This is a genomic window from Caedibacter taeniospiralis (assembly GCF_002803295.2).
Lineage (GTDB): Bacteria > Pseudomonadota > Gammaproteobacteria > Francisellales > Francisellaceae > Caedibacter > Caedibacter taeniospiralis.
This window is the reverse complement of the sequence record NZ_PGGB02000004.1, coordinates 32,527-58,669: the sequence shown is the minus strand read 5'-3', so window position 1 is coordinate 58,669 and position 26,143 is coordinate 32,527. Positions and strand designations below refer to the sequence as shown.

21 protein-coding genes and 1 pseudogene are annotated in these 26,143 nt (G+C 39.7%); 15 read left to right on the top strand and 7 right to left on the bottom strand.

Translation table 11 applies throughout. From position 1 onward, the window contains the following. Positions 1-14: 14 nt before the first annotated feature. Positions 15-1,238, bottom strand: a complete 1,224-nt coding sequence (locus CU053_RS02600) for an aminotransferase class V-fold PLP-dependent enzyme (RefSeq protein WP_199244186.1) — start codon at positions 1,236-1,238, stop codon at positions 15-17. A 258-nt stretch (positions 1,239-1,496) separates the two neighbouring features. Here CU053_RS02600 and CU053_RS02595 point away from each other — a divergent pair, with 258 nt between their 5' ends. From CU053_RS02595 to CU053_RS02580, 4 genes and pseudogenes are all read left to right on the top strand, one after another. Beyond that, positions 1,497-2,327 (top strand): Rpn family recombination-promoting nuclease/putative transposase, encoded by an 831-nt coding sequence (locus CU053_RS02595; RefSeq protein WP_158106951.1) that lies wholly within the window; start codon positions 1,497-1,499, stop codon positions 2,325-2,327. Between the two features lie 101 nt (positions 2,328-2,428). Next, the gene (locus CU053_RS02590; protein WP_158106950.1) at positions 2,429-3,469 is read left to right on the top strand and encodes an Rpn family recombination-promoting nuclease/putative transposase; all 1,041 of its coding nucleotides are present in this window, start codon (positions 2,429-2,431) and stop codon (positions 3,467-3,469) included. Between the two features lie 548 nt (positions 3,470-4,017). After that, positions 4,018-5,187, top strand: a pseudogene (locus tag CU053_RS02585) (hypothetical protein). A 14-nt stretch (positions 5,188-5,201) separates the two neighbouring features. Next, the gene (locus CU053_RS02580; protein ID WP_158106949.1) at positions 5,202-5,792 is read left to right on the top strand and encodes a hypothetical protein; all 591 of its coding nucleotides are present in this window, start codon (positions 5,202-5,204) and stop codon (positions 5,790-5,792) included. Between the two features lie 480 nt (positions 5,793-6,272). Here CU053_RS02580 and CU053_RS02575 read toward each other — a convergent pair whose 3' ends face one another. The 3 genes from CU053_RS02575 to CU053_RS02565 all read right to left on the bottom strand — a co-directional run bounded on the left by CU053_RS02575 (position 6,273) and on the right by CU053_RS02565 (position 10,073). Further along, positions 6,273-6,704 (bottom strand): endonuclease domain-containing protein, encoded by a 432-nt coding sequence (locus CU053_RS02575; protein WP_233263321.1) that lies wholly within the window; start codon positions 6,702-6,704, stop codon positions 6,273-6,275. A gap of 225 nt (positions 6,705-6,929) precedes the next feature. Continuing rightward, the gene (locus tag CU053_RS02570) at positions 6,930-8,648 is read right to left on the bottom strand and encodes an AAA family ATPase (RefSeq protein ID WP_158106948.1); all 1,719 of its coding nucleotides are present in this window, start codon (positions 8,646-8,648) and stop codon (positions 6,930-6,932) included. 219 nt (positions 8,649-8,867) lie between these two features. Next, positions 8,868-10,073: a hypothetical protein gene (locus CU053_RS02565; protein WP_100550358.1), complete on the bottom strand. Its 1,206-nt coding sequence runs from the start codon at positions 10,071-10,073 to the stop codon at positions 8,868-8,870. Between the two features lie 51 nt (positions 10,074-10,124). On the opposite strand from CU053_RS02565, the gene CU053_RS02560 reads away from it, so the two are divergent. The 4 genes from CU053_RS02560 (at position 10,125) to CU053_RS02545 (ending at position 15,897) form a co-directional block, all read left to right on the top strand. Further along, on the top strand, positions 10,125-10,274 hold the full coding sequence (locus CU053_RS02560; protein ID WP_158106947.1) for a hypothetical protein: 150 nt from the start codon (positions 10,125-10,127) through the stop codon (positions 10,272-10,274). Between the two features lie 92 nt (positions 10,275-10,366). Next, the gene (locus CU053_RS02555) at positions 10,367-13,297 is read left to right on the top strand and encodes a hypothetical protein (protein ID WP_100550359.1); all 2,931 of its coding nucleotides are present in this window, start codon (positions 10,367-10,369) and stop codon (positions 13,295-13,297) included. Positions 13,298-13,397: 100 nt separating this feature from the next. After that, complete coding sequence (locus tag CU053_RS02550) at positions 13,398-14,873, top strand: hypothetical protein (protein WP_100550360.1); 1,476 nt, start codon at positions 13,398-13,400, stop codon at positions 14,871-14,873. Between the two features lie 259 nt (positions 14,874-15,132). Beyond that, complete coding sequence (locus CU053_RS02545) at positions 15,133-15,897, top strand: response regulator transcription factor (protein WP_100550361.1); 765 nt, start codon at positions 15,133-15,135, stop codon at positions 15,895-15,897. Positions 15,898-16,029: 132 nt separating this feature from the next. Here CU053_RS02545 and CU053_RS02540 read toward each other — a convergent pair whose 3' ends face one another. The 3 genes from CU053_RS02540 to CU053_RS02530 all read right to left on the bottom strand — a co-directional run bounded on the left by CU053_RS02540 (position 16,030) and on the right by CU053_RS02530 (position 18,781). Beyond that, positions 16,030-17,334, bottom strand: a complete 1,305-nt coding sequence (locus CU053_RS02540; protein WP_100550362.1) for a hypothetical protein — start codon at positions 17,332-17,334, stop codon at positions 16,030-16,032. Positions 17,335-17,588: 254 nt separating this feature from the next. Next, positions 17,589-17,981: a lipase family protein gene (locus CU053_RS02535; protein WP_100550363.1), complete on the bottom strand. Its 393-nt coding sequence runs from the start codon at positions 17,979-17,981 to the stop codon at positions 17,589-17,591. Between the two features lie 338 nt (positions 17,982-18,319). After that, positions 18,320-18,781 (bottom strand): universal stress protein, encoded by a 462-nt coding sequence (locus tag CU053_RS02530; protein ID WP_158106946.1) that lies wholly within the window; start codon positions 18,779-18,781, stop codon positions 18,320-18,322. Between the two features lie 296 nt (positions 18,782-19,077). Here CU053_RS02530 and CU053_RS02525 point away from each other — a divergent pair, with 296 nt between their 5' ends. From CU053_RS02525 to CU053_RS02495, 7 genes are all read left to right on the top strand, one after another. Further along, on the top strand, positions 19,078-19,941 hold the full coding sequence (locus CU053_RS02525) for a DotH/IcmK family type IV secretion protein (RefSeq protein WP_233263320.1): 864 nt from the start codon (positions 19,078-19,080) through the stop codon (positions 19,939-19,941). Then, entirely contained in the window at positions 19,934-21,109 is a 1,176-nt protein-coding gene (locus CU053_RS02520) for a DotG/IcmE/VirB10 family protein (RefSeq protein WP_100550365.1), read from the top strand. Before CU053_RS02525 ends, CU053_RS02520 begins: the two co-directional genes overlap by 8 nt. 162 nt (positions 21,110-21,271) lie before the next feature. Next, complete coding sequence (locus tag CU053_RS02515) at positions 21,272-22,057, top strand: hypothetical protein (protein ID WP_100550366.1); 786 nt, start codon at positions 21,272-21,274, stop codon at positions 22,055-22,057. A 15-nt stretch (positions 22,058-22,072) separates the two neighbouring features. Beyond that, entirely contained in the window at positions 22,073-23,026 is a 954-nt protein-coding gene (locus CU053_RS02510; protein ID WP_233263319.1) for a hypothetical protein, read from the top strand. Between the two features lie 132 nt (positions 23,027-23,158). Continuing rightward, the gene (locus CU053_RS02505) at positions 23,159-25,027 is read left to right on the top strand and encodes a hypothetical protein (protein WP_100550368.1); all 1,869 of its coding nucleotides are present in this window, start codon (positions 23,159-23,161) and stop codon (positions 25,025-25,027) included. Then, positions 25,020-25,490, top strand: a complete 471-nt coding sequence (locus CU053_RS02500; protein WP_100550369.1) for a type IVB secretion system protein IcmW — start codon at positions 25,020-25,022, stop codon at positions 25,488-25,490. The genes CU053_RS02505 and CU053_RS02500 overlap by 8 nt, the downstream gene beginning before the upstream one ends. Further along, a complete protein-coding gene (locus tag CU053_RS02495) occupies positions 25,480-26,109 on the top strand; it encodes a DotI/IcmL family type IV secretion protein (RefSeq protein WP_158106944.1) in 630 nt (209 codons plus the stop codon). Before CU053_RS02500 ends, CU053_RS02495 begins: the two co-directional genes overlap by 11 nt. The last annotated feature ends 34 nt before the right edge of the window (positions 26,110-26,143 follow it).

The window sequence follows — 26,143 nt, the reverse complement described above, 5'->3', positions numbered from 1 at the left end:
TGAGTTATACTTTTCTAACTTAGCATATGAATCGCCTTATGCAGCCCCTTGACCAAAACATCCACGTCCTCTTTGGTATTATAAACACCAAATGATGCGCGCACGGTTGATGGTACATTATACCGTTGTAGCAAAGGTTGGGCACAATGATGCCCTGTGCGCACACAAACACCTGATAGATCCAGCAAAGTGCCTAAATCATTCGCATGAAAATTCTCGATTACAAATGTGATCACAGCTGCTTTATGCTCACTTTGACCTAGAATTTTTAAACCAGTAATTTCCTGGAGTCTTGTTGTTGCATACTTAAGCAGCATCTGTTCATGTGCTTTGATATTACAGATACCAAGACTTTGCACATATTCAATCGCCTTGGCTAAACCAATAACACCAATAATATCGGGTGTTCCTGCTTCAAATTTATAAGGGGGATCAGCAAACGTTGTCTCCTTCATGGTCACAAGCTTAATCATATCTCCACCACCTTGATAGGGTGACATAAGTGGATGCCATTTCTCTTTGGCATAAAGCACACCGACACCCGTTGTGCCATAGAGTTTATGCGCTGAAAAAACAAAGAAATCACAATCCAGATCAACAACATCAATTTTTTGATGAACCACTGACTGCGCACCATCGACGACAACAGCAACATCAGGATGAGTTTGGCGAATTTGCTGAATAATCTCTTTAATGGGGTTAATCGTGCCTAGGACATTTGAGCAGTGAGTCAGTGAAATAAGCTTTGTTTTATCGTTCAGCAATGAAGGAAGTACGGATAAGTTGAGCTCCCCTTTATCGGTCACAGGAATGTATTTGATGGTGAGTGGTTTATGTTTACTCATCAATTGCCAAGGCACAATATTGGCGTGATGCTCCATTTCGGTAATAACAATCTCATCACCCGCACTAAAATACTGATCCAATAGCGAGCTTGCCACTAAATTAATTGATTCCGTCGCACCTTTTGTGAAGATGATTTCTTCCATCTTTTGTGCGCCAATAAAATGCTGTACTACTTTACGCGTGCCTTCATATTTTTCAGTGGCTTGATCACTTAGATAGTAAACGCCGCGATGTACATTGGCATAATCATTGGTATAGCTTTCCCTTACCGCTTCGATCACGATGTTAGGTTTTTGTGCTGACGCCCCCGTATCCAGGAAAACCACGGGTTTACCATGAATGGTTTGCCTTAAAAAAGGAAAGTCTTGGCGAACTTTTTGAATATCCAACACCCGCATCCCTAATCAACTTAAACTGGAAATCATTGTAAGTGAAAACTTTAAGGATTGTAAGTTAAGTGGTACAACTTTTTAGACACGGCGGTGGGAGGTGACCATATTTCCACCCGCTCTAATGGCGCTCAGCGTTGAGAGCATAAAGCAGTTTATGCTCTCCAAGACAGGCTTCGCCCCCTCTTGGAAAGAGGGGAATTGCCGATGGCAATCGGGTAATGTTATAATCCGCACAGTTATAACCAAAGGTAGTTGATCATGCCCATCCAGAAATATTTAGATCCTAAGAACGATATTGCCTTTAGGCGCTTATTTGGCACCGAGAAAAACAAGGGCATCCTGATTCATTTTTTAAATGACGTGCTGGCTCGCGCGAGCCGCATTGAAAGCGTAGAGTTTCTGCCCACCATTTACTTGCCTGAGGTGCATGAACAGCGCATAAGCATCGTCGATGTGATGTGCCAGGATCAAAATGGCAACAAATTTATCATCGAAATGCAGGTGGTTTCGACTCTGGAGTATCTCAAGCGCGCACAGTACTATGCCTCACGTGCCTATATTGGGCAGCGTGTCAAAAAGCTCGAGTATAAAGATTTGAAAGAAGTGGTTTTCCTCGCGATCTGTAACAAAACCATTCTGCCAGAACATAATCACTATATTTCCTATCATGTGATGCTTGAGCAAACCACCCATAAGAATTATCTYAAAGATTTTAGYTATACCTTTATCGAGCTGGACAAATTCCATAAGTCCGCGGATGAGCTCACCAGCATTCTGGATAAATGGATTTACTTTTTCAAACATGCCGAAGAAGGYGAGCATTTCCCCAGTCACCTTATGCAAGAGGTAACGATTCACGAAGCCTTAGATGAAATGAAGTCATTTAACTGGACAGAAGAAGARCTTTTGGCATATGAGAAAATCGAAGATGAGCATTATGCCTATATCAGCAATATGGAGCTTGCCGAGGCAAAAGGAATTGAGATAGGAAAACTTGAAGTCGCACGAAACTTAAAGAAACTCGGTTTAGATGATGCCAGAATCATAGCAGCAACTGGCTTAACAGATGCGCAATTAAAAGYATTGTAGCTATTGACGGAAGGGATATTCCCCTCTTGGAAAGAGGGGAATTGCCGATGGCAATCGGGTAATGTTATAATCCGCACAGTTATAACCAAAGGTAGTTGATCATGCCCATCCAGAAATATTTAGATCCTAAGAACGACATTGCCTTTAGGCGCTTATTTGGCACCGAGAAAAACAAGGGCATCCTGATTCATTTTTTAAATGACGTGCTGGCTCGCGCGAGCCGCATTGAAAGCGTAGAGTTTCTGCCCACCATTTACTTGCCTGAGGTGCATGAACAGCGCATAAGCATCGTCGATGTGATGTGCCAGGATCAAAATGGCAACAAATTTATCATCGAAATGCAGGTGGTTTCGACTCTGGAGTATCTCAAGCGCGCACAGTACTATGCCTCACGTGCCTATATTGGGCAGCGTGTCAAAAAGCTCGAGTATAAAGATTTGAAAGAAGTGGTTTTCCTCGCGATCTGTAACAAAACCATTCTGCCAGAACATAATCACTATATTTCCTATCATGTGATGCTTGAGCAAACCACCCATAAGAATTATCTTAAAGATTTTAGTTATACCTTTATCGAGCTGGACAAATTCCATAAGTCCGCGGATGAGCTCACCAGCATTCTGGATAAATGGATTTACTTTTTCAAACATGCCGAAGAAGGYGAGCATTTCCCCAGTCAYCTTATGCAAGAGGTAACGATTCACGAAGCCTTAGATGAAATGAAGTCATTTAACTGGACAGAAGAAGAACTTTTGGCATATGAGAAAATCGARGATGAGCATTATGCTTATGTGAATAATATGGAGATTGCCAAAGCAGAGGCTAGAGCGGAAGGAATGGAGMAAGGCATGGAGAAAGGCATGGAGAAAGGTATGGAGAAAGGCATGGAGAAAGGTATGGAGAAAGGCATGGAGAAAGGTATGGAGAAAGGTATGGAGAAAGGTATTGAAAAAGGCAGGATGGAAGAAAAACTTGAAGTCGCACGAAACTTAAAACAACTTGGTTTAGATGATGCCAAGAATCATAGCGGCAACTGGCTTAACAGATGCGCAATTAAAAGCATTGTAGCTATTGACGGAAGGGATATTCCCCTCTTGGAAAGAGGGGAATTGCCCATTGCAGTTTTCAGGGCAAAACCTCGGTGAAGATTTTTGAATTGTCTGAGTGAAACGAGTTTTCAAAAATCCCGATGTTTTGCTCGTTTAGAAAACTGTCAGGGCGAGCTTTTTGGTTTCTTTTTTGCGGGAAAAAAGAAACTGCCAAAAGCGATTTTATCGCGGGCATATATTTATGTAATTGGGCATTATTCCCCTCCTGGGGCGAGGTGAAATGTTAAATGCTTAATTTTGAATGTTAAATTTTGACTCTGGACTATATTTCCGCTCATTGCTAAGTGTGAGTTGTCAGTGTGAATGTGACACTGATTACTCACACCGACACGCTTGGGCGAATTATTTGCACAAGCCTAAATTTTGAATTAAGAATTAAGTATTCAAWATTTAACATYWAWMATTCWYCCCCCTTATCGTGGCTTAAACCAATCAATCTGTCCGATAAACTCGTCAAATATTGTAACTCAAAGTTAATCAATGTAACTTTAGCGCCAGGCATCAATACAGATGCTTTGACAAAAAACGGTAAAAACAATTAAAAACAATTAAAAACAATTAAAAATTAATTTTAGGAGAAGAATATGGCTGATTTAAAAATTACACTAAGGAATAACACAAATCCTGAGAAACCTAGTGAAATATTTATTGGTAATACTAGGTTGACAGGTTTATTTGCCAACCGTTTGGGTATGAATGCTACTATAAACGTAAGAAACCCAGATGTTGATAATAGGAAAAATTTAGAACGTGAAGTATCTTCTAGGGAGTATAGCGAGCCAGATTATATTTCTGGCACAATATTAATGGAGGCAGTTAAAGAGTATTTGAAGGGGAAAAATATAGCGTCAGAACAAAGCGAAGTTATTCTTGAAGATAACGAGCTAAATAGAAAGATCTTTAGCGACCTTTACACACAGCTCAATAACATCTTGCCAGAGCTTGAAAAGAATAGAGCAGAGCTTGGTGGGATTTTTACCCAAGTCGAAGGGGAAAATCCTGGTCACAAAAAATTGGCGACGGACCTTATGCAAAAGGCTATGGAGACAGCTACAATTAATTTGCTTAAAGGGGAGAAGGTCAACTGGAAGATCGATTTAAAGAATGAAGCAGCCAAGCATGCTGTTGAATTAACTTGGTCAAACGAGATAGTGAATAAAGTGGATGGTTGGTTAACAAGAGTAGTTAGCTGGTTTAAGCGTACTTTTGAGAATTTATTTATGAAAAAAGGATTGGGTGAGGATACTTACTTAAAATGTTCTTTGGTGGATGACCATGTACTAAATGAAATGGGCAGAGAGGCAGGTGAGTTATTAAAAGAGTATTATATTCGCAGTGTGAATGAGCCGCTTAGCTTAACTGACTTTCTAAACAATAAAGGGGAAACGGTGAGTCTTGAGCTCAAGCAGCAGGTAATAGATCTGAATACTCAGGTCACAACTGATATAACTAATCCATCAAATGCCATCTACAAAACTGCCGATAGCAAAATTTCAGCACGTTATGGAGAATATCAAAACATTGCTAAACAGATAAGTGAGCAGAATTTTTATAAGGACATAGCGACGAAGCTAGAGAAGGAGGTAAAGAGCAGTCTAAACATAGTCGATCAGAATAACCTAAATAACGAAGCGACWAWMAAKMWARSYAWRSAWGAAMGCCAGCATTCCATAGTTTTACAGAGGGTGATTTTCTTAATAAGACTGGAACATTTAACAACGGGCATGTTAGGCACAAATCTGAGCCTAACCTAAAATCTGAACACTATATGAACGATAGTCAACAAGAGATTGATTTTGGTCATAGTGATGAGGGTAAGTTGACGCAGAAAAATGCGAATCTATTGGATCTGAGTGGCTTTGAAGTACCAGTAGGAGAAAAATTAACTAATTTGCTTAAATTTATAAGCGATAATACCAACAACCGTATTGGTCTCTTTGACTACAGCGGACAGGTTAATGTTGACGAGAGCCCCATGAAAGTAAATATTCCATACTGTGTTCTAAAAGCATATGAAACCACTGAGAAAAATCCTCAGTTAGTAGTTGATGGACTCAAACAAGACTTGGCAGAGGAAAATAGCTATAAGACTATTACTGACAAAATTAATGCTGCCAGACAAGATTTAACCGGTAAGGTTCGTGAGAAATATCTAACAGAAGATTTTAAGGCAGCATTATCTGATGAAACTAAATTTAATAATGTCCTTGATCATGGTGATATAAACTCACAACAGGAAAAGTTGTTGGACTTTGACCAGAGCTTTCAGTCTTTTAATATTTTTAATGACAATACTAACAAACTGAATAAAAGCATTCAGCTCTTGGATGATAGTTTTTCGTTTGATAAAAAATGGTGATGTAAATCTATATGGTCTGATAAATAGTTGGCTGTGACCCAGGCGGTATATTCTCTGCATAATGTTAAAACCATTGTGTAAAAAAACTGCGTCAGCGGGGCAACTCTGAAATCTGGCATTTCCACTTAGTGCGTGTTGAATGTTGAGTGTTAAAAATTCAACGTTCAACATTCAACATTCAAAATTATTTGATCTCAAGGATGATCCGAAATTGTGGCAGTCGTTATCGAAATACAGCGGAAGTTGATTTCAATAGTATCAGCATCGTTTAAATACCTGCCCGCGATAAATCGCTTTTGGCAGTTTCTTTTTTCGGCTTAGACGAAATTTCCGCCCAATCAAAATAGGCATTGTCATTCCCGCGAAGGCGGGAATCCGGTTTTCAAATAACCCTAACGACTTCGCGCAGGGTAGCGGTGGGCGGAAAGATGGCAATTCCCCTCTTTCCAAGAGGGGTGTCAACCAAAGGTTGACGGGGTGTTAAAGGTAACAGCCACCATACTCCCTCAGCCATTTTTGACGCTTCATTAACACACCTTCAAGGTATGCTACCGCAGCGGATAAGCTTTGCTTAACATCACGATCTAACAAGTGAATCACCATCAGACCATGTTGTTGCAAATAGCCATCTCTTCTTGTATCATAAACCGTCTTAAAATCGTGTGTGCAGCCATCTATTTCAATCACAACACCCAATTCATAGCAATAAAAATCAACAATATAATTACCAATAATTGTTTGCCGATCAAACTTCAGGTTAAGTAGCTTTCGAGATTTTAGTTGTTGCCAGAGCAATACTTCTGACAAATTCCCTGCTTTCCTAAGTTCACGTGCAAACTGTTTAAGTTTGGCATTATGAGGTAGTCTCGCCCATGGATACATAAATTTTAATGGTTTAATTATCCTACTCATGAGTGTAGTAATTTGCAGGAATAATGGTGCCATTTTAAGCAGTGTTCTGTTTCTCTCAAACAACTGATTTATGAATGGCGTTGCTTACTAGATATTTGTAAACACCCCGTCCGCTTCGCGTCCACCCCTCTTGAAAAGAGGGGAATTTAATGCAAGTGGGCGGAATATAGTCCAGAGCCAAAATTTAACATTCAAAATTAAAAATTAAGCATTTAACATCACCCCTTAAGGGTGGGGTTGCGTTAAAGCATGCTTYACAACCACCCGCTTGTGGTTAAACGCCAGYCCYAGTTTTAAAATACGCTTKACCTGCGATTGMGCKTTAAGTTCTGCCACATAATTTTTCGTATCAATCTGGCTTAGGGCTTTCTCTGCCAGGAGTTCCTGATTTTCGCTATCGTCTTCCTTCCCATGCTTAAATTCCATTACAATTCCCAAATCATGCTTTTGATTATCTGCCAATGGATAAATCAGCACATCAGGATATCCCTCGCCTGATTCACGATTTGAATGGATGAGATGAGTCTCTCTTAAYGACGCGATTAAACCGAGCACCARWCCATGATAAAACTTCTCGGCGGTATAGCCTGTGTCTCTGACACTTAAGGCTTCAGTGAGATAAGTGTTTAATTGTTCACTGAACTTCTCCACCTTGCCTTCAACCAGATTATTTAAAAACGATTGATACTGTACGCCCAAACGTGTGCTAAACCACATATCGAAGTAATAATTMAGYAARTGMACRATTTCGATATTTGGGAGCTTAACCTGGCAACGATACAGGAGTTTCCCAGTAGCCTCACAGCTTTCGGTAGTGAGATAGCCTGCAAAYAGCAACAAACTCCATAAACTGCTCGATTGAATATCCAGCGTGTCATAGGTCACATGGCGATCGATAATGACTTCTGCCGTCTTATATTCCATCAATTGYGTCACCGCAGGATGCACATCTTCACGGAATTTCAGCAGCAGGGTTTCAATCATCTTGTTGTTGGAGGTGTGCACCCAATAGTCATCAAATTTTCCCTTTTTATGCAGACAATTCAAAATCGACCAGGGGTTGTAAATGGCAAGTCCTGAAAAGTTATAGCCGTTATACCACTTTTTGGCATTTTCTCTATCCGCAATCAAACCTTGATCCTGATATAATTCATCAAGTTCTTTGTTGCTGAAGCCAAAATACTCGCGATATTCMTTATCYAAAATYGTATAGACTTCMAGRTTATTTAAGCCTGAGAGCATACTGTCTTTGGAGACACGTAAAATGCCTGTCATAACACCTTTRTRAAGYGCGTCATTGTCCTTAAAGGTATTGCTCATTAGATTACGCATCAARGGGGTTAATGCTTCAATATAATTCTCCACATAAGCGGCATTGAGAGGGGTGTCATATTCGTCGATTAAGATGACTACTTTCTGCTGGTAGTGTTTATATAGCAGCTCGCTTAGGSTTCTTAGGGCTATATCTATTTCGAACGCATCAAGCACTTCAAACCTTAAATAGTTGCTTAGAGTTTCCTTGTCGATGGCATTTAATCGCTTGGATTCCAATAGATCGTAGTTCGTCCCGAAAATCCCTCGCACTAAAAGCGATAACTGTCCAAGTGCTTCCTGATAATTGCGCGCCTTAATGTCTTTAAAGCTCACAAAGATCACGGGATATTTGCCCTGATACTCCTTAAGGTAAAAACGATTATTTTCCCTGGCAATGGCGAGATGATCAAACAAGCCCTGGGTTTCAATAAAACCAATTTTAGCGGCAAAGAAATGATTCAGCATGGACATGTTGAGGGTCTTGCCAAAGCGTCTGGGGCGCGTGATTAATATCACTTTACTGGCATCTTCGATTATATCCCTGATAAGCAAGCTTTTATCAACAAAAACCGCGTTTTCAGTGATGAGTTCGGCAAAGTTTGAGCTACCGATATAAATTTTCTTAGGCATAAGCTATTTTGTTTTTACATTACAGTGTGCTGCCTATGGTAGCAATATCGTTGCAAAGTTACCATTCAATTACTCGAGTACGACTTAACTTAGTTAGGGTGGATAAGCCAAAGGCACATCCACCAACACGCAGCCAATCTGTTTTACCGCGTGGATGCGCTACGCTTATCCACCCTACTCACTACTCACTCAGCACCATAGAATGGGCGGGGAATATGATCATGTCACGTTAGCTGCTGGTGAAATATTATTTGGCAGAGGGTCGAATAATGTGTGTGGGTATATGGTTTTGGAAGCCTGTTCATGACTGCTGTGAGCTTCATCGTGGGAAAGTTTATTTTTTTGATGCAGATTATAGATGCTGCTAAAAATAACGATGGCTGAGCAAAATATAGCACTGGCAAGTCCAAAAGTCGCCATATTGGCTCCAATAATGAATAACACCAGTGCTAAGACACTTAATGCTACTGCTGCGACAGCTAAGAAATTAAGTGGTGTTTCCAGGCGATAGAGAAACTCACGTTTTTTCATTTGATTTTTGCATAAGCTTAATGTCAGCTTTGCCTGATGATACTCGTCTAAATTATTTTTGTTATTTTTATTAGCTTCAAGATGCTTTTCAGCATGCTGTAGTGCAGTCATTAATGCTCTATAACTTGCTTCACTATTTTGAGCTTTATGAACTGTTTCATGCCATTTTTGATAACTATTTTGCAGTTCTAATACGGCGTCAGCATCAGTGAAGATCGGCAGTTTTTGCATGGATAATTCTTCATGGATTAAATAGTCAATGCGTGCATCACAAAGCTTGGCAGCACGTTCACTTAACGCCCATGAAATAATTAATGCAGTAATCCCGCCGATGGCAGTAACCAATGTGCTCATAATACTTAATAGACTACAAGTAGCAAGTATTAAAGCACTAAGCGCAAGACCACTACAAAGGAGCAATTGAGAAGCGGTATACGAATAATGATTGCTTGCCCATTTGTCATCTTTTTGGCGAGTATAAATGGCCATGGTGGTTAGTATAGTTGCATCAAATACCTGCCAGGCTAAGCCGATAAAGGGTAACTGCAACGCCAGTGGTTTGATGCTTAATGCCAAAATTTCATAAGTGTTACGAAACAGGTTAAGCCAGTCCACACAATAGCTATAGGTATGGACAATTTTTTCTGTTGTTCCTAAGGAAGCTGATTGAAAAAGTTGATCAAGTTTTTTGAGCGTCTTTATATCAGTTTGACTGTTGCTGTTGAATTTTGCGCGTAGAAAGGCTTTAAATTCAAAGGATAAATCATGTAAGTTTTCCAGTTCTAACAGCGCACGTTCCCAATGTAAGTTCACTGAGCCTTGATATGAAAAAGGCCAAAAATCAAGGGTGGGCTTACGGCGATATTTCTCGGGCAGATCAGTGAAAAGCGGCATAATCAATGTCTATGGTAATGAAGTTTATGACCGTGAAAATATCTAGCCACAGTGGCTAAGGCAATGGAAAACCGCAAGTATGGACATAATGATGGAATTAATGGCACTACCTTAAATGATGAAGTGGTTTGTTTGTATTTGATCAATCTGTCCGATAAAGAGATGAAATGTTGTAATGTTGAGTTTAATTTTTTAACTTAAAGGGCATCGAAGAGTAAATTTTGGTGCCATTGATTTTAGTAATTTTGATTAAGAGCAAAAATCAGTATTAAATCGAGTAATAGGAGAAAATTATGCCAAATAACCAATCAGTTCAAAACATGATGGGTAACGTTCAAAAGAACCATCAGAACTATCTTGAGAAAACAATAAAGACACAGCTTAATTTAACTACGTCAGTGACCAAAGAGTCAGAGGAGAGAATAAAGTTATTGATGATGCGATTGGAAACGTCATATCCTAAATTTACAGCACAGATAGCTCATATGTTTGAAGGATTATCTATGGGAGCTAAAGTCAAAAATGGTGTGCTAGCAGTAGGGGCAGGCGCTGCCACTGGTCTGTTAGTAAACCAGGCACTTAGTAATGCAATTCCTGTTCCTGACTTTATCCCTGGAAAAAATCTTGCAGTAGCTGGTATCAGTGTGGCAATTAGTAGTGTAGTAGCTAAAGCTTTTTATGATGTCTGGCCTGGAGTTTCAGGTCAAGTCAGAAAGCCTGCGATAGATTCAGAGGAGTTTCAAAAACAGCTTAATGAGTCAGGATTCTTAGAATTGAGCAAAGATCTGACCAATAAATTTATTAGACTTTTCCATTATCGCGAGTCTTTGTTATTTGGAAAACAGCCTGATATGCCTATTGATATGCGTGCTGAATTTAAAGGCAATCTTAAAGATGCTTCAAGTGCTGACGAATTTAAGATTGCGGTTGAAACTTATTTTTTAACCGAGCTTGATAAGGTGTTTCGCGACACATTTAAAGAGATTTATACCATCCATAATGAGCAAATTCAGGATGATAAAAACAGTTCTGCAATTATGCGGACTGTAAAACGTTATTTTGGTCATGTTGATCCTGATACGTTCACTCAGCAGTTGCAGGTAGGTTTTTTATCTGAAGTGAGTGGCTTTTTGGCAAAACAGATGGATGAACCCACTATTCTTGCTAGACATCCCTATTTGGTAGCAAGTATTGCAGGACTGGCTGCAGGGGCTTTGGTATTTGCTATTGCCCCAGTGAGCATCGCACTGGTTGCTGGAGTATTAATAGGTATTGCTGCTTATTTTTTACCGTCATACTTTGACTCTCTCACATTCAAGCGAAGCCAGGAGAATCGTGAGGCACTTAAGAAAATTACCGATGCCATTGATAATGAGGCTGTCAAGCTTAGGATGCACACACAACAAGTGGTCGCAACTTCAAATGTTGATATTAAGAACCTGCAAAACTATGTCAGCAGTCAATGTGATGGAAAGTTATATAATGCGTATATCTTGGTGGGCTCCAGCAAATCATGGCTTGAAGAGTATGCCGCCCGTTATCGCCACAGTAAACGGATTGAAACGGATCTAGGCGACAAAGCTATTAAACCAATTGCTGCGACTGCGCAACGTCAGACAGGTCATTTTACTAAGGCATTAACAACAGACATTAATGATAATGCTTTTAAAACATGTATTGAGAAAACTCAAGATTATGTGAATCATAGGAACAATAGCGAGTTTATTGAAAGATTTCATGTCAAGACAAAAATAAGAGATCAGCTATTCGAAATTGTGTCTGCCTTGCCTAAGAATAAGCCATTGCCTCAGTATGTCACTGATTTCTATGTTAATACGCTTGGTGGGGTTGCGCATGATTTGGTTCAAGTCAGAGAGATTACCACTCAAAACGAGTTAAAGAGTGCAGCAAAAAGCCTTAATGTTATTTTTGGCACAGTAGAAAATGAGAATCAGGCATTTATTTTAAAAGGTGACAACAGCTTACGTCATCTTTTGAACTTACCTGCCAGTGGCAAAGACCTAAAACTCGACAAGGACAATATCAATCAATACTTAACGCAGTCCATGCACTTTATGTTTTCGCTGTTAAAAAAGCCAGAGATTAATTTAAATGCAGATAACCCTCTTAATCAGGTGTTTACGTACACTGATGAATTCAGTATTTATCATACGTTACTGCTTAAACAGCTGGCAGCTCTGGTTGACCCCAACAATGACAAGCTCGATGGCGACACTAAAGCGGCAATTAACCTGTTTCTTAAAGAAAAATTGTCTGTAGATCCTAAAGACTTGTTAAATCACGCATTTACGGACGCATTATTAGTCGGAAATAGACCAACCTTAGACAATATGGGAGAATTGATTCGTAGCGCCATTGCTTGTTCAAAACTAAATTATACGCCTAAGGCGCTGCTTAAAGCAGAGGTAAAAGATCAGATCAATAATCATCTTTTTGCCCTGCATGATGATGAGGTTAATTTTATTCCTGAAGCATCAGAAGCGTATCTGCAAAGGCTAAAGCAAACCATTACCTCAACCGCTGAATTTGTTGAAAAAATCAAGCAGAATCCCATTCTTGTTGCGACAGGAGCCTGTGGTGTTTATCTATACGAAGTGCAACAGGAAATTATAAAGACGCTAAAGAGTATTGATCAGTATATAAATGATAATCAAGAGCAGCCATACCTTGTGGAATTGAAAAAGGCTCAAACGGAACTTGGAAACTATAAGACCGTCATTGATAAAGAACTGGGTTCACAAAAGATGACCTATGTTAACCCTGAATATTATCAATTAATCGATAAATTAATTGCTCAGGTGGAAACATACGAAACATCCCAACATGGCACGCTCTACAATGATAACAATAAAATTAAGGTAGCCAAGGCTATTCTTAAAAACCTTCAAAAGCTAAAAGGGTCTGCAATTTCTGATAAGTTAGAAGAAGCTATTTTTACGCTTGCTAACCCCACTGAGCAAGATTTCAAGGATTTAGCTGATCTAAAACTTAATAAGGCTGAGTTTGGGCAACTTAAGAAAATCGCAGCTGATTACACTGCGTATATGTCTGAGCTTAATAATCATCAAGATGCAAGAGAAAATGATGAGGTGTTTTATTCAGCAGAAGAGGACAATAACGACAACGACAGTGCATATGAAGATTATGAAATTATCTTCAATGAGCAGCCAGGAGTCAGTCAAGTTGAGAAAAAGCAGTCATGAAAATCGGTCATGACTATCTTTCCGCCCACCGTTACCCTAACAACTTCGCGCAGTTAGAAACTCTACACTTCAGATTAACATTAACCATAGGAGAAAAATAATGCCAAGCGTTATCAAGACAGGACTTAAATATGCTGATATGGCAGATCTGTTGAGCGATTATGGGGTAGGGGTTACAGCCCTTGACAACAAGTTGAGTGACATGATTTCACCTGAGCTTTCAGGTGTTATAACAGGCTATCAAAATGAGGTCATAAGAATATACCAAAATGATGCAAAATCAGATGAAAGTCAAAAAGCGAATATTTTTACAGATATTCCTAGAATTCAGTTTTTAAGTAAAGCAAATGACGGCAATTCCAATGCCTTAGAACAAATGCTGTACGAGTATACTTTGTCCAAAGGTAAACCTGGTTTTTTGCAGGGCAAATTTGAAGGTCGCTTTTTTGAGGCGTTCTTTGATACTTGTATTAATTTGATCATAGCGCAAAATCAGGGTAAAAGTCAGATAGAAACTCTGGCAAAAACCAGGTTAAGCTACAGCTACATCAATGAAAATGGTCAATTAAATGCGGTTACGCTTTACTACACTCCTGCAGCTGATACAGAAGCTCTGGATGAGGATAAAACTCAAATAAAGCTTGATGGCTTGACACTGGTTCATGTTGAAAATTGTTTGTCACAAGACGCACGTCTTAGTATTTTTGAACACAGCCTTCCTGGGAAAAGACCCACGATTGACTCTCAAGGACAATTAGGCGAGCCGAACAAAGTGCTTGAACTGAGTGAATTCCATCAGCAGTTACCCAAAGATTTACAGACTTATTTACAGATAAGTGAAAATGAATGTTGTATTGACTTAAAGATGAAAAAATTATTCAAGGCTCCTCATGCTGACATGGTCAAAAATTGGAAAAACAATACCGAGATCTTTAGTCGATTAATGAAGGATATTGACCAAGATGCCTGGTCCTATTTAAAAGATAATACAAACCTTCAGCAACAGGTTGTGGAACTGGAAAAAAATAAATCGTTAAATCAAGCTCAGTGGGAAAAATTAAAGCAGATTGAAGCTATTAAGAACGGTTTCAAACAGCTTATGAGCAAAAGTAAGGAAGCTGAAGGCTCTGAATTCCAAAAAGCTTGTAACGTATTACACGACAAACTGGTGGTTGCTGTAGAAAAAAGGGAGCACCTTCATAATTTAGGAGATGCTTATATAACCTCATTGCGTGAGCTTAATGAGGTTATCGCGGCAGTGAGTGACCAAGGCAAAACCCGTGAGGATAAAATTAAGGCACTTAATGATTATGAAAACAATGCTAAACGCTCTCCAGTTTTTGGCAGTTTTGCTGCAGAGATGGCAAAGTTTCTCGTTGCGGCAGTCATGATGATTATTGGAGCTATTGTTGGCACAATCGTTGGTGGCATTCCTGGGACAATCGCTGGTGCAGCACTTGCCGCCGCGGTTGGCATGGGTGCCGTAACGTCTGTCGCACCTGAGCTATCAATTTTTAAATCAACTAATCAACATTTATTAGATAAGGTTGTCAAAGCAGGTTTTGAGTCAAGTTAGAAGCGTAACGGTAAGCTATTGTCCAAACCCGTGCAGAAAATTCTTGTAGATTTTTACAATTGATTTCAATTGACGGCATTCTTCTGATAAGAATTTCATTAGAATGCTCTCTGGGGAGAGTGACTATTTCATGCACTATCCATGATGGTAACCCCCTAAGTGTGAGTTTTCTCCCAATGGGCTAAGTTGCAGAGATAGTGAAATTTTTTGTCATCGGGAAGCCCATAGTTTTAGCTATTATTTATTTAGGAATTGGGAGTTGATTTTAACATTAGGCATTGATAAAAGGTATATAGATCAATTAGGTCGTTATCTACAAGAGTGTCATTTTATCAGGTGTTACAATCCCTTGCAGTTAGATAAGACATTAATGGTACAACCCATTGATTTTGTGATTTTATCCTACCAGATTTCAGGCATTTCAATCATTGACTTGTGTAGAGAGCTCCATAAGAAGTATGTAATCACCGTCATGGTCATTGGGGATAAAATCGATATAAATCGGGAAGTAGAGCTGTATGAATGTGGCATTACAGATTATATCCATCACGAAGTAGATATTAAAATTGTTGCTGCAAAGATACGCTCAACACTCATAAGGTTAAAACGAAAGAGTAACAAAAGCCCTCAGTCTGTTTTTTTTAATGGTTTTTGTTTAGATGTAGTGCGTAAATGTGTAGTGGACATTAAAGGTAAACATCATCGGCTTACATTGTCTGAGTTTTTAGCGCTAAGTATTTTGCTCAATAAACCATACCAGGTTGTCTCAAGAGATGAGCTATGTTGGTATGTTTACGGTCGCCCCTATGACGGACTCGACAGAACCGTTGATGTATTGATCAGTAAGCTTAGAAAAAAGCTGCCAATAGAGTCAACGGAGGAGCCCCTGATTACAACGATTAATAGGGCAGGTTACATGTTTCGTGCACGCCTTGAGTATTTGAATGAAAGCCAGGCACAACAGCATACCGAGAATCAGAAGCAGCATCATACCAATGATAATTTCACTGTATCACCACACTAAAATCAGGCTAACGCCCCTTAAGGCGAGTAGCAGTTGACGTTGCTTCAGCAATCAATCCGCTTTTCAAGTGTGTTCTAAGCTACGTGCTTTAGCAGGTAGTAGTGGAAGTTTAGTTACAATTTAAAGAGAGTATTACTTGCCTGACATGGTTAGCACTGTCTTGGCACCGTACAAGACTTCTCCTTTTTCTTTATTTGAATCCAGACTATACATATCCAACAGCTTATATACTAAAAGTGGAGGCATGTTTTCATAGTCGATATCAAGTAGTTCAGCCAACATTCCAATAGAAGTAAACCTGGCGCAATCAACAGTGCCTGCAACCTGCAGTTTACTATAAACGACGTTAATATCGATCTTATAGTTTTTCAGTGCAGGTAATCCGCTGATGAGCGCATTAACTAAAGCTTCAGCAATTGTCTTTTTTTCACTATTAAAAGAGGTTAACATAGAATCCACGATCTTTACTTTGATACGTGAGTTTTGAGTATCAACGGCAATAGTTACAGGCACAATGTGTGACATAAATACTGAATTAACCACCAGGTTGGTGACAAATTTATAGGATTTACTTGGTTGTGATAAGTCAACCTCCATTAACTCATTGATTATAAGCGAAGATGGGTTCTGAACAATATCCTGCGCATTTGTTCCCCAGTATCCCATGGGGAATAGGTTCATGTGATCAATAAGATATGTATTCTGAGAATTAAAGCTACTAGTCGCATACAATTTCGTACCTAAGTTTTTCCCGACAAGTTTTGCCTGCAATGTGCCCTGAGTGAACAGGTCAACTGCCTGAAGAAACTTGGATGCTTCCATTGCTTTATTTTTATCAGTCACGAGCCTATAGGTCTTCTGTAGCACTCGATCAACAAAGGATTTAACTGAGCTTTTAATTATTAGATCTTCACTGTTTTCTTGTTTTGCCTTTTTTAAAAACTCGTATATTTTTGCTAAAGGAAGTTTCTCTTCATTAGAGAATAGAACATCATAATCGATATACTCAACAAGCCTTACATAATCATTATCATCATCTTTAAACACGACAGGAAAGCCAGGTTTGTTAGCCTGTTTTACAAAGTTTTTTAGTGAGCTAGTGAGACTATAAAACATTGACGACACGGAGTTATTTGAGATAAAGCTACTGACATCGTCAACCCTGGGTTCAAAAGAAATCAATGTACGCGTTAAGTTGTTGTCATTAAAATTTTTATCACAGATTTTTAACGCGTTTTCTGCATCTGATCTAGAAAATTCATAGACTGAAATTTCTTGATCTCTAAGCTTATCAAATAATTTAATAGATTTAGCACTATCTTTGGGTTCAAAGTACTTGTGATAAGTTATAGCGTCTTCTGTTATCTCCTTAGTCTTAAGATCATTAAAGAGATATCTGCAGTGCAGATTAAATGTAGTTGCATTGGATAACTGCATAACCGCTAACCCAAAAAGCAAGCAGCACTAAAGTTGCCCCCTGTACTGGTAGCAAGTGACCTGTGTTATTTACGTATAAGTTGTATTTGCATTAGATATCCAATGCGAGAAAAGGATGGTGACTATATCTCTGCCCATCACTAAGTGTGCGCAGCCAGTGTGAGTGTGACGCTGATTACTCACACTAATACACTTTGGCGCGAATTATTCGCCTAAGTCGAGAGTAAAAATGGCTAGATCAATAAACAGATAATTTAAAACCACCCTTTGTGGGCTTCATCAGGACGTATGGTATATACTGATGCGATCTCATCGATTGTATACTGCATTTTATGATTTTCACCAGGGTTAAAATAGCTCATATAAGGCAGTTTCAAACTCTTACCAACGTGCTTATACCCCAACCTTCCCATGGGCACAGCTGACACTGGGTCATAATGTCTCCAGAGTCTAAGGCTGTTTTTACCAAGTAGGGTTTCAAATTCTTGAGCCGCMGCCATGTTAAAGACTCTTGGTGAGTTAAAAGTGACAAGCTTAAGCGTCGCCGTTGGCGATATATTTTTCTGAATATCATATGCAGCAAGTGTTGCAAGTGCTCCACCTAAGCTATGCCCAGTAACCAATATTTCTAGTGGCTGATTTTCCATATTGTTAGCGTCAATGATATTGTACAATTAAGGAAATGGATGTTTATTAAAATAAGGTTTTTAAAACAGACGGTAGTGCTTAGATTTGAAAGGTAATCAGTTTGGAGAGAAAATTCAGTTCGCTGAACAGATTAATCGCCAGCGCAAGCGCAACCTCGAAGCAATCTACGAGGAGCATGTGACACGCCACCAGACGCGTCAAAGCATATATATTCGCCAGAATGTTTACTTGAAGTCTAATGTCCAACCCTAACGAATGCCATTGGTGTCAGAGACAACCTGCGAGAGTGTATATACGACGCCATCAGCCATCACATCAAACTACTGTCTTAATCGCTTCAACAGGATTTTTTTGCGATGATCACGTCGCAGTCGAGTACGTTGATAATACGTTCTTGCTCACCTGAGATATAACGCCCCCAAAACCCATGCTTTCGACCGTTTAAAATAACACAGTCGATGCGATGTTGTTCAACATACTCTTTAATTGCATTGCTGGTCGAATTGTCGATAATAACTGCCGTTTGTAGCCTATACTCGGATCTTAGTGGCTCTACCAGGTTTCTCAGAGTGCTCCTAGACATATTTAAACGCTCTTCATTGCACTCGTCGATCACATCTCGTAGAATCCCTGTTGCATCATGAACCCTAGGAATGACGGTGACGATGTGAAACACCGTATCTGAAGGAAAAAACTTTAAACGCGCCTCATTGATAACACTTCCATTTTTCTTATTGAAGTCCAGTGCGTACAGAACCCTACGCGAGGTGTCCATCAAGGTATCTACTATATTGTCCATTGCTTACTCTCCTATTTAGTTTCAACTCGCCACGCTATCGGTACTGCAACCCGTTCTGCAACAAAATACCCAAAACCAGCGACAGGTGGATTCTATAGTAAAAACAATGTGATTTGTATTTAAATTATGTACCTATATGTCACTTATTGATGTGTTAAGTTAATCTTTGTTTCATGTAGACGCACGATTGAGGTTCATGCTCATCAATTTGATGAGATTTATTCCATAAAGAAGAATATTTATTTATAGCGCTTTAGTATAGCTGCCATTGAAATCATACTTGGTTTAAATATATTGTGAAATCAGCAACTTATTTGCGTATTCCCCGAATTTCTTGGCAGGGTCTGTTGGGGATAGGTGGATTGCTACTGATGAATATGGCATGTGGCAGTGATCATGCCGTGGTGAATAGCATTGTTAATAACATGTTTCCGCTGACACCTGGTGATATTGAACAATCGAAAACCGAAATCAGTTCAAGACAAAAGGCTGCCGCCGTTATGCCTGCAATGAGCGACGTGAATGGTGTTTCGCGCATCGTTGTTGCTAATACCAAGCCAGGATTTGTCACCGCTCCTCCCAATGTTCGACTAGGCATCGGGGTGGTGAGTTCGGTTATTTTTACCGATTCACAAGGAATGGTGTGGCCAGTAACCAGTTATGTCATCGGCGATGCCGAGAATTTTGCGGTAAATTGGGATAAAAAAGGCGGAATTATTATGCTTCAGTCTAAAAAACCGTATGCCAATACCAATATGGCTGTGATGTTGCAGGGGCGTACAACCCCTATAACTTTAATGCTGCAATCAACGCAGAAAGAGTGGGACTATGAGTTGTATATCCGGGTTGCTAAGCCTGAAGACGATACACAGTTAAATGGGGTTACGCAGAGTTCTTATCTATTGTCATTACTCTCAGGTATTGTCCCTGCAGGTGCTAAAAAATTATCCGCTTCTGGTGCTGAAAATGTAGCGCAGTTTTGGCTTTATCAGAATCACTATTTGATTTTAACCTCTGGAACGCTGATTTCCCCAAGTTATGTTAGTCATATTGAAGATAAATCAATGGGAGTAACCAACGTATATGAGATTGTCCCAACTCCAGTGGTTATGATTTCAAATGATTCAGGTTTGCAAAAAATTAATATAAAGGATGCGTAAAGAGATGTTGAAATTTTTGAAAAATCATCCTCGGATACGAGTGTTGATTATTTTTGTGCTGATTATTGGTATTTCTGTTGGGATGTTATCGACGTGCTCTAAAAGCAATCAGACTTATTTAAAATCTGAGATAAAAGAACAAAAAATTGAAGCAACTACCAAAAATCCCATACAGGATGGAAGTCATCAAAAACTGCTCGAAGAAGCAAGAAAACAGCAGATTCATCAGGCTGAAGAAAGTAGTAGCAGCTATATTGAAGACGTTTTTGCTACCTCGGCAGCAAAACAACCAGAGGACAATGAGACTCCCAGTGCTAATGTGCAAAAGCAGATGGATCCTGTGGCGTTTTATGATTATAAGCACCAGCAGAAAAAGTTAAAAAATGGTGATTCTGGCGCAGGGGGACAAGGTTTGGCAGAAAATTTAAGTGCCACGCAGGATGAAGCTGTACTTGACCCTAAAACTGTGCAAAAAAACTTTGAAGTTATTTTAAAGGCGTGGAATAAGTCTCCTGCAATGAACGCTGAGTTTAGTGACCTTGCTAATAATAGTTTTACAGGTCAGGCGGCCTTGAATAAGAATGCGGCAGTGGCAATGTTTAAGGCAGGTGATATTTTAATCGCGGTTATTGATACGAGTGTTAATAGTGATCAACCAAACACCCCTGTTTTGGCGCATGTTGTCGTGGGACCTTATAAGCATGCAAAACTATTGGGTAGTTTTGTCAGGGAGGAGGATAAACTTGTTGTGAAGTTTAATACCTTATCTATGCCCACTCAAGCAGCCAGTATCTCAATCAATGCTTATGCCATTGACCAGAATACTGCACAAACTGCCTTAGCTAGCGATGCGGATCATCACTATCTGCTACGTTATGGCAGTCTATTTGCATCATCCTTTTTGCAAGGATTTGGTACCTACTTTAGTAATGCGGAGAATAATCGCGTGTGTTATCAAGACTCTTGCAGCGGCTGGATTTGCCAGGGTAGTGAAGCCGAGCTGACTGCACAAAAAGCGGCATACTCTGGGTTGGGGCAGATTGGTACGGCATTGAGTAGTTCGATGTCAAAAGAATTTGATAAGCCTCCGACAGTCACCCTGGATCAAGGTAGTGCTATAGGGATTTTGATGATGCAGGATGTTAAAACACCGTCAATTGAAATGTAAAGGTACGAGCGGTGGGCCATATTTCCGCCCATTGCGAAGTGTGAGTTGTCAGTGTGAGTGTGACACTGATTACTCACACTGACACGCTTGGGCGAATTATTTGCACAAGCCAAAGTACGTTCCAGTTAATTAAAGTAAACATAAGGCAAAGGGTAAAAGTACATGAGTAATTATGATTTTTTTGAAGATACAGACCAAAATAAACAGTTAAAGGATCAGCAGCGTGATGAGCATGAAGTCTCAGCAGACAGGATTGACGACAAAGCTCAACCTGGAGTAACTCAAAAATTAAAGCAGATCAAATTTGAGAAAATTCATCTTCTGTATGGGGTTGCAGGACTGATATTTCTATTTGGTGCTTACTTCGTTCTGGGGACACTGTTTGGTGGGGGCGATAATGAACCTGCCAAGATAAAGACGCAAACTAAAGCGGTGTTTAATGAGAATGCGGCATTTGTTAAAACACAACAGCCCGCGGTTAGTGCTGCTGCTGGTGAGTCAACAATAAAGCGTTTAAATGAAATGGAAAAACAATTCAATAGCTGGAATCAAGAGCAGCGTGATGCCAATAAGCGCTATGAGAAAACAAGCATTGAAATTGCTCAGCACATTAAAAAATTAGAGTCTCAGCAGGATGAACTCCTCAAAACCATACAGAGTGTGGTGACTGCACTGGCTGAGATGAAACAAAGCGATCAGAGTAAAACCTTGATTTCACTTGTCGCTGAGCTTCAACGGCAATTGCAATACATGAATGCCAAAGAGATCAACATGAATGAAAAATTGCGTCTAACCGCTATTATCGATGGCATTGCCTGGCTTGAAGATAAGAAAGGCAGGTCGTTTACGATAAAAGAAGGTTCGCAACTAGAAGGTTATGGCAAAGTACTAAAAATAGACAGTCAGACATACAAAGTATATACCGCGTCGGGGTTTGTGTTTGAATAGAGTAACAATGGATGAATGATGAATTTTTTGTATAACACTATTGAAGGGCTGTTTGCTTGGTTAAATAACATCAGCAATAAGACAATTTATAATTATTGTGAACTTGAAAGTGCTGATGATGAGCATAGTTTGATTACTACAGATGGCAGTTTGGTTTCTGTGCTGGAAATCAATGGCGTTAAACATATGGTCGGCAATGATGAATATCATTATCTATGTGAAAAAATTACAAACACCTTAACTCCTTTGTTAAAAAAACAAGGGATAAAAATTAAGTGTTTTTTTCGCTATGATGCGCAAAACACAGTGCAAGAAGTCGATGAGTTGTTGTTACCTTCAAAAACAAGCGCTAAACGATTAGGCTTGGCTCTTGGTGATTACTTTGATGCCAAAAGAACAAAGCTTGCAGAGGTCTGTGTATTTGAAAAATGCTACTTATGTATCTGGAGTTCATCTGAGTTATTATCAGCACCAGCGCAAAAACAGGCATACAAAAATAAAGCTGAACGGTTTAAAGATCAAAATGTCAAGATCTCAGCAAAAGTGCAGCATTTTTTACACGTGATTAATGAAGTAAGGCTACAGCATGCCGCCTCAGTGACCACTTTAATGGAGGCTTTCCTTGCTATGGGTTTGAGTGTCAAACTTATGCAGGTAAAGCCTTTATTAAACGTTATTAAAAAACAAATTTCACCCGATACAACCTCACAAGACTGGCAGGCTCACTTACCAGGGGATAAAGTGCAGTTAGGCTGCGAGGATACGGATTGGACAAGCTGGCTATGGCCAAGTTTAAGTTATCAGTTATTTACCGAGCAAGGGACTAATATCAATATGTCTGAGTGTGTGCTTGGAAATTATCGCTATGCACCGATCACAATCAGTCTGTTTCCTAAACATATCCAAGCATTTTATAGTTTGTTTCAAACCCTAAAAGAATATCAGCTTCCCTGGCAAATCTGTTTCTGATTAGCGCCTAACGGGATTAAAATCAGTCAGGTTAAGGCGCTTCTTGCGCAGTTTTTAACCTTTAGTTCATACGAAAATAAACTCATTTGTCATGCGCATGATTTATTAAAGCATATTCAGGCAAATACGGACATGCCCGTGGTCAGACTATCTGTCAACTTAGTGACCTGGGCACACAAGTCAGACGTTGCAACCTTCCAGAAGCGTAAAGCTGCTTTACATAAGGCAGTTCAAGCCTGGGGTGGTGCGCAAACCACAGAAAACTTTGGTGATCCATTTGAGGTGGTTCAGTCAAGTTTGCTGGCATTAAATCGTCAAGGGTTTCCTTGTGCTGTTGGAGCGCCACTAAATGATGCGATCCAGCTTATGCCATTTTTTCGACCTGCCATTTCCTGGGATCATGGAGCAGCCTTATTTCGCACACCCGATGGTAAGTTGTGGCCTTATCAAAGCGGTTCATCCAAACAAGTCAGCTGGATTGAGCTTATTTATGCGCGATCTGGTTCAGGTAAATCGGTGTTGTTAAATTCACTTAATTTATCTGCCTGTTTGCGCCAAGGATTAGAAGCATTACCCTATATTTCCATTTTAGATATTGGGGCTTCGTCTAAGGGTATTATTGATTTGTTAAAGGAGGTTGGCGGTAACAGCATTGCCGAGCACTATCAGTTTACATTTAGTCATGCCGATGCGATTAACCCTTTTGATACACACTTGGGTGCCCGTTTTCCAGGGCATGCACATAAATCATTTCTAGTGAATTTTTTGAGTGCATTATTGCTGGAAAATATAGAAGCTTCACTACCAGATGGCATGGAGGCAATGCTGAGTCTGGTGATTGATGAGGTTTATAAACTCATGAGTGATGCGCGTCAGCCCAAGCTCTATCAAGCAGGGATTAATCAACAAATTGATCAGGTGCTCCAGCAGTTGAATATCGACACACAAGGCAAATCCTGGTGGCAAATAACCGATATATTGTTTACACAACACGAGCTTACAGCGGCACAAAAGGCGCAGCATTATGCGATGCCATTGTTATCTGATTTAATTAATGCAGTCAACCAAACCGCTGTTGCAGATCTGTATAAGAGCCTAAATTTAGCAAGCAGCGAGAGCTATATCCAATACTTTTGCCGCAACATAACAACCACAATTAAAAATCTTCCTTCATTAAATCTTGTGACAAAATTAGATGTTGATGCGAAAGTGGTTGCCTTTGATTTAGCATCCGTGATGTCAGCGGTTTCTGCCAATGATGCACGAATTTCGGTCATTGCCTATATGTTGGTGCGTCATTTAACGGCGAGTTACTTTTTTGTTAAGTTGCAGGATTTAGAGCAGCTGGCAGAAGGCTATCAAAGCTATCACAAGCAAAAGCTCCAGGAGTTACACAATATCCCTAAGCGCATTGTGTTTGATGAGTTTCATCGGACCCGTGGTTGTGCGCCTATTTTAAGGCAAGTGCTGACTGATATGCGTGAGGGAAGAAAGCACAATGTGCAAATTGCCTTAGCCTCGCAATCTTTAAGCGATTTTAGCCATACCATGCTTGAATTTGCGACTTCAATTTTTATTCTAAGCGGTGGCAACCAAAGTACATTGGAAGCAACGAGCGCTCATTTTGGCCTAAATGAGACGGAGGCTTCGGCACTAAAATATTCAGTACACGGTCCAAGCAGTGATGGCATGAATTTTATCGGGCAGTTTCATACGGTCAGCGGGATCAATACGCAGTTACTGAATTTGAGTTTAAGCGCTTATGAAATATGGTTATTTACTACAACCGCAGAAGATTGCTATTTAAAGGAAAAGTTATCAGGGCATATCGGGATCGTGCCTGGTTTGTCCATTTTGGCACAATATTTCCCAACAGGTAGTGCCAAGGCTTATCTTGAAACGCAATCGAATTTACAGGTGGATAAGTCAGTCAAAGAGATTGCTGATGGGTTGGTGGTAAACTTTATTGAACAATATTATAGGAGCGTCAACAGTGACTAATGGCAGTGAGTTTCATCATTTTAGAAGTGAAATTATTAACTATTGGCATGGATTTGGTAAGCGTGAGCTCATTGATATGCTGACGGTATATGACATTAAGGAAAAGGAGGCAAGTCAGATTGAGCTGTCAAATATTTTTTACGCAGAGTTTCACGAGGTTTGCGTAGATGCTTATCAGCATGAGTCTCCCACAGATGAGTACACGGAAGCGCTGATTCGTTTGTGTAATAAATTACCAACAGCACTGATGATGTACTTTATGCAAAATATCAACAAAAAAAACAGTACTTTATTTCAACAGGTTTACCAAAAATTAAGTAGCGATCCTGGTTATGTGGCACTGCATAAACGTTGTATGGCATTTGAAAAAAATTTGATTTTAGCAAGAGTGTGTAGTGAGTCGCGTTTATCAAGCATTGAGGCGACGCTAAGTAAAATGGTGGATGAAGATTATGCAGACTAATGTGTTAAAGGTGATTACCGAAAAGGCTGAATTTTACAAAAGTAACTTTAGATTAATGATTAAAGTCCTGCTTTTTAGCGTGGTATTAAATGTTATTTTGGTCGTCGGTTTATGGTATAGCCATAAGGAGGAGCGGTTATATTTTCTCGCTGTGAATGATCAGGGCATCGTTAAGGCGCTTAATTTGCCTAAAAAAGTGGTGGTTAGCGAGACCATGCTGGTGAATTGGGTGAGTCAAAATGTGGCAGATTTATATAAGTTTGATTTTCTGAATTATAAAGAGGAAATTTTAAATCTTAAATATTTGTTTACTGAGCAGGGATGGCAGGCATTTAATGAAGTGTTCAAAGGTACGGTGGATCAGGTTGTTGCACAAAAAATGGTGGCAAAGGCTGCTTTAGACGGTGTGCCAGTCATTACGGCGGTGGGGCATATTGCGGGTGTCAGGAGCTGGCAGATACAAGTCCCAATGCTGGTGACTTTTTCTAAGGGGCAAGAGATTGCCAATCACCATATCCTTTTGAAATTAACTGTTCAAGAAAATAGCAGGATGACAGATTTGGCAAAAGGTCAGTATTTTGGGATTGCACAGATTATTCAACTCAATGATGGGAATTAGTTACGCAAGCAGTGGTTGGGATGTTGTTATCGCT

What these genes read in the sequence shown, in the direction of transcription:
- CU053_RS02540 (WP_100550362.1), bottom strand. Translation starts at nt 17,334, where the DNA reads ATGCAGTTATCCAATGCAACTACATTTAATCTGCACTGCAGATATCTC.
- CU053_RS02580 (WP_158106949.1), top strand. Translation starts at nt 5,202, where the DNA reads ATGAACGATAGTCAACAAGAGATTGATTTTGGTCATAGTGATGAGGGT.
- CU053_RS02565 (WP_100550358.1), bottom strand. Translation starts at nt 10,073, where the DNA reads ATGCCGCTTTTCACTGATCTGCCCGAGAAATATCGCCGTAAGCCCACC.
- CU053_RS02505 (WP_100550368.1), top strand. Translation starts at nt 23,159, where the DNA reads ATGCCCGTGGTCAGACTATCTGTCAACTTAGTGACCTGGGCACACAAG.
- CU053_RS02495 (WP_158106944.1), top strand. Translation starts at nt 25,480, where the DNA reads ATGCAGACTAATGTGTTAAAGGTGATTACCGAAAAGGCTGAATTTTAC.
- CU053_RS02530 (WP_158106946.1), bottom strand. Translation starts at nt 18,781, where the DNA reads ATGGACAATATAGTAGATACCTTGATGGACACCTCGCGTAGGGTTCTG.
- CU053_RS02575 (WP_233263321.1), bottom strand. Translation starts at nt 6,704, where the DNA reads ATGAGTAGGATAATTAAACCATTAAAATTTATGTATCCATGGGCGAGA.
- CU053_RS02550 (WP_100550360.1), top strand. Translation starts at nt 13,398, where the DNA reads ATGCCAAGCGTTATCAAGACAGGACTTAAATATGCTGATATGGCAGAT.
- CU053_RS02555 (WP_100550359.1), top strand. Translation starts at nt 10,367, where the DNA reads ATGCCAAATAACCAATCAGTTCAAAACATGATGGGTAACGTTCAAAAG.
- CU053_RS02520 (WP_100550365.1), top strand. Translation starts at nt 19,934, where the DNA reads ATGCGTAAAGAGATGTTGAAATTTTTGAAAAATCATCCTCGGATACGA.
- CU053_RS02510 (WP_233263319.1), top strand. Translation starts at nt 22,073, where the DNA reads ATGATGAATTTTTTGTATAACACTATTGAAGGGCTGTTTGCTTGGTTA.
- CU053_RS02515 (WP_100550366.1), top strand. Translation starts at nt 21,272, where the DNA reads ATGAGTAATTATGATTTTTTTGAAGATACAGACCAAAATAAACAGTTA.